The sequence below is a fragment of the Lactococcus sp. dk101 genome (genome assembly GCF_009601055.1).
GTDB lineage: Bacteria > Bacillota > Bacilli > Lactobacillales > Streptococcaceae > Lactococcus.
In genome coordinates this window covers 1-5,074 of record NZ_WITI01000029.1, presented here as the reverse complement: position 1 = coordinate 5,074, position 5,074 = coordinate 1, and the positions used below count along the sequence as shown (strand labels likewise).

Here is a 5,074-nt window from a genome sequence, read left to right as displayed (position 1 = left end):
ACTTAGCACCGACCCTATCTCGCAGGGGGCGACCCCCAACTACTTCCGGCGCGGAAGGACTTAACTGCTGTGTTCGACATGGGAACAGGTGTATCTCCAACGCTATGGGCACTAAATTATTTTGCACTTGATCATTCAAAACTAAATAACAATTCTTTGATAAAATAACCTTAAAGCTATTTCTTACTTGACTCTTGGTAAAGTCCTCGAGCGATTAGTACTGGTTCGCTCCATGCCTCGCAGCACTTCCACTTCCAGCCTATCAACCAGATCATCTCTCTGGGCTCTTAATCCATAAAGGATGGGTAATCTCATCTTGAGGTAGGCTTCGCACTTAGATGCTTTCAGCGCTTATCCCTTCCCTACATAGCTATCCAGCCGTGCCTCTGGCGAGACAACTGGTACACCAGCGGTAGGTCCACCCCGGTCCTCTCGTACTAAGGGCAGATCCTCTCAAATTACCTACGCCCGCGACGGATAGGGACCGAACTGTCTCACGACGTTCTGAACCCAGCTCGCGTGCCGCTTTAATGGGCGAACAGCCCAACCCTTGGGACCGACTACAGCCCCAGGATGCGACGAGCCGACATCGAGGTGCCAAACCTCCCCGTCGATGTGAACTCTTGGGGGAGATAAGCCTGTTATCCCCAGGGTAGCTTTTATCCGTTGAGCGATGGCCCTTCCATGCGGTACCACCGGATCACTAAGTCCTAGTTTCCTACCTGCTCGAGTTGTAGCTCTCGCAGTCAAGCTGGCTTTTACCTTTACACTCTACGATTGATTTCCAACCAATCTGAGCCAACCTTTGAGCGCCTCCGTTACTCTTTAGGAGGCGACCGCCCCAGTCAAACTGTCTGCCAGACACTGTCTCACACGCCGATTATGCGTGGTGGTTAGAGTAACCATAAGTCAAGGGTAGTATCCCAACATTGCCTCAACGAAAACTAGCGTCCTCGTTTCAATGGCTCCTACCTATCCTGTACATGACTTACAGGTACTCAATATCAAGCTACAGTAAAGCTCCATGGGGTCTTTCCGTCCTGTCGCGGGTAACCTGCATCTTCACAGGTACTAAAATTTCACCGAGTCTCTCGTTGAGACAGTATCCAAATCATTACGCCTTTCGTGCGGGTCGGAACTTACCCGACAAGGAATTTCGCTACCTTAGGACCGTTATAGTTACGGCCGCCGTTTACTGGGGCTTCAATTCAATGCTTCGACGAATCTAACATCTCCTCTTAACCTTCCAGCACCGGGCAGGCGTCACCCCCTATACATCACCTTGCGGTTTAGCAGAGAGCTGTGTTTTTGATAAACAGTTGCTTGGACCTTTTAACTGCGGCTCACTTGCGTGAGCACCCCTTCTCCCGAAGTTACGGGGTCATTTTGCCGAGTTCCTTAACGAGAGTTCTCTCGATCACCTGAGGCTACTCGCCTCGACTACCTGTGTCGGTTTGCGGTACGGGAAGTATTGAATATAGCTAGAAGCTTTTCTTGGCAGTGTGACATCAGGGACTTCGCATCCGAAGATGCTTCCCCATTACAGCTCAACGTTAAAGGGAGATGCATTTTACACAACCCACGCCTCACTGCTTAGACCAGAATCCATTAACTGGCATCCCTTAGCCTACTGCGTCACTCCATCACAACAATACTTGTACAGGAATATCAACCTGTTGTCCATCGACTACGCCTTTCGGCCTCGCCTTAGGTCCCGACTAACCCAGGGCGGACGAGCCTTCCCCTGGAAACCTTAGTCATACGGTGGACAAGATTCTCACTTGTCTTTCGTTACTCATACCGGCATTCTCACTTCTATGCGCTCCACCACTCCTCACGGTATAGCTTCATCGCTGCATAGAACGCTCTCCTACCATTGATTAAATCAATCCAAAGCTTCGGTAATATGTTTAGCCCCGGTACATTTTCGGCGCAGGGTCACTCGACTAGTGAGCTATTACGCACTCTTTGAATGATAGCTGCTTCTGAGCTAACATCCTAGTTGTCTGTGCAACCCCACATCCTTTTCCACTTAACATATATTTTGGGACCTTAGCTGTTGGTCTGGGCTGTTTCCCTTTCGACTATGGATCTTAGCACTCATAGTCTGACTGCCGAACATGTGTGCTAGCATTCGGAGTTTATCTGAAATTGGTAATCCAAGACGGACCCCTCATCCAAACAGTGCTCTACCTCCAACACACTTACATTTCGACGCTAGCCCTAAAGCTATTTCGGAGAGAACCAGCTATCTCCCAGTTCGTTTGGAATTTCTCCGCTATCCACAAGTCATCCAAACACTTTTCAACGTGTCCTGGTTCGGGCCTCCAGTGCGTCTTACCACACCTTCACCCTGCTCATGGATAGGTCACTAGGTTTCGGGTCTACAACATGTTACTATGGCGCCCTATTCAGACTCGGTTTCCCTACGGCTCCGCCTCTTCAGCTTAACCTCGCAACATATCATAACTCGCCGGTTCATTCTACAAAAGGCACGCTCTCACCCATTAACGGGCTCGAACTTCTTGTAGGCACACGGTTTCAGGTGCTATTTCACTCCCCTCCCGGGGTTCTTTTCACCTTTCCCTCACGGTACTGGTTCACTATCGGTCATTAAGGAGTATTTAGGCTTGGGAGATGGTCCTCCCGGATTCAAACTGGATTTCGCGTGTCCAGCCCTACTCAGGATACTGCTAGGTATCAAAAGTATTTTAACTACGAGGCTATTACTCTCTTTAGCTCATCTTCCCAGATGATTCGTCTATACTTTCAAAGTCCATATTGCAGTCCTACAACCCCAAGAAGCAAGCTTCTTGGTTTGGCCTATTCCGCGTTCGCTCGCCGCTACTTACGGAATCATTTTTATTTTCTTTTCCTGCAGGTACTTAGATGTTTCAGTTCTCTGCGTTACCTTCTCACAACCTATGTATTCAGTTGTGGATACTAGCCATAAGCTAGTGGGTTTCCCCATTCGGAGACCGAGGGATCAATGCGAACTTACTGCTCCCCCTCGAATATCGTCGTTAGTCACGTCCTTCTTCGGCTCTTAATGCCAAGGCATCCACCGTGCGCCCTTATTAACTTTGCCAAAACTCTGAAGGTATGAAGTCTTCTTTGTTTATTTCAAGTTTAAGTTTTTTATGAATTCTTTAAAATTCACAGCTTTTTCGGTTTATTTTATCGTTATAAGATATTGTTATTTAGTTTTCAATGATCAAGCATTGGAACCAACGTTCCAATGGAGAATAGCGGGATCGAACCGCTGACCTCCTGCGTGCAAAGCAGGCGCTCTCCCAGCTGAGCTAATTCCCCACAAAGGCCTTAACCTTACATGGTATGGTCTTAGACCACTCAAAACTGAATAAAGTATGAACAACTCTCTCGTATTATTCCTTAGAAAGGAGGTGATCCAGCCGCACCTTCCGATACGGCTACCTTGTTACGACTTCACCCCAGTCATCGGTCTTACCTTAGGAAGCGCCCTCCTTGCGGTTAGGCAACCTACTTCGGGTACTCCCAACTCCCGTGGTGTGACGGGCGGTGTGTACAAGGCCCGGGAACGTATTCACCGCGGCGTGCTGATCCGCGATTACTAGCGATTCCGACTTCATGTAGGCGAGTTGCAGCCTACAATCCGAACTGAGAATGGTTTTAAGAGATTAGCGCACCCTCGCGGGTTGGCGACTCGTTGTACCATCCATTGTAGCACGTGTGTAGCCCAGGTCATAAGGGGCATGATGATTTGACGTCATCCCCACCTTCCTCCGGTTTATCACCGGCAGTCTCACTAGAGTGCCCAACTTAATGATGGCAACTAGTAATAGGGGTTGCGCTCGTTGCGGGACTTAACCCAACATCTCACGACACGAGCTGACGACAACCATGCACCACCTGTATCTGATGTCCCGAAGGAACTCCTTATCTCTAAGGATAGCATCAGTATGTCAAGACCTGGTAAGGTTCTTCGCGTTGCTTCGAATTAAACCACATGCTCCACCGCTTGTGCGGGCCCCCGTCAATTCCTTTGAGTTTCAACCTTGCGGTCGTACTCCCCAGGCGGAGTGCTTAATGCGTTAGCTGCGATACGGAAAACTTATAGCTTCCCACATCTAGCACTCATCGTTTACGGCGTGGACTACCAGGGTATCTAATCCTGTTTGCTCCCCACGCTTTCGAGCCTCAGTGTCAGTTACAGGCCAGAGAGCCGCTTTCGCCTCCGGTGTTCCTCCATATATCTACGCATTTCACCGCTACACATGGAATTCCACTCTCCTCTCCTGCACTCAAGTTTCCCAGTTTCCAATGCGTACTACTGTTGAGCAGTAGCCTTTTACATCAGACTTAAGAAACCACCTGCGCTCGCTTTACGCCCAATAAATCCGGACAACGCTCGGGACCTACGTATTACCGCGGCTGCTGGCACGTAGTTAGCCGTCCCTTTCTGGTTGTTTACCGTCACTTGATGAACTTTCCACTCTCATCAACGTTCTTTAACAACAACAGAGCTTTACGATCCGAAAACCTTCTTCACTCACGCGGCGTTGCTCGGTCAGACTTGCGTCCATTGCCGAAGATTCCCTACTGCTGCCTCCCGTAGGAGTTTGGGCCGTGTCTCAGTCCCAATGTGGCCGATCACCCTCTCAGGTCGGCTATGTATCATCGCCTTGGTGAGCCGTTACCTCACCAACTAGCTAATACAACGCGGGATCATCGAGAAGTGAAGCAATTGCTCCTTTCAAACTTAAAAGATGTCTTTCAAGCTGTTATGCGGTATTAGCATTCGTTTCCAAATGTTGTCCCCCGCTTCTCGGCAGATTCCCCACGCGTTACTCACCCGTTCGCCGCTCGTCAAATTTAGCAAGCTAAATTATCATCGCTCGACTTGCATGTATTAGGCACGCCGCCAGCGTTCGTCCTGAGCCAGGATCAAACTCTCATTAAAAAGTTTGCCTTGTTCATTTAAACTTGGCTTTGTTTTTTGTCTCAAAATTTATTCTTTTGACAGGTTGGTTTTTTTGAAAGCTGTCCTTGCTTTACATGAGTTATTCTACTTTATTCAGTTTTCAATGGTCTA

At 48.8% G+C, this 5,074-nt stretch carries 1 tRNA gene and 3 rRNA genes; all 4 read right to left on the bottom strand.

Features of this window, described 5'->3' with window-relative positions:
• Nucleotides 1-116, bottom strand: a 5S ribosomal RNA gene (rrf, locus tag GHI45_RS11150).
• A gap of 78 nt (nt 117-194) precedes the next feature.
• Nucleotides 195-3,088 (bottom strand): 23S ribosomal RNA (locus GHI45_RS11145).
• Between the two features lie 151 nt (nt 3,089-3,239).
• Nucleotides 3,240-3,312: transfer RNA gene (locus GHI45_RS11140), tRNA-Ala, on the bottom strand.
• Nucleotides 3,313-3,397: 85 nt separating this feature from the next.
• Nucleotides 3,398-4,942 (bottom strand): 16S ribosomal RNA (locus GHI45_RS11135).
• Together the 16S, 23S and 5S rRNA genes with 1 tRNA gene alongside form the textbook arrangement of a ribosomal RNA operon.
• Nucleotides 4,943-5,074 lie beyond the last annotated feature (132 nt).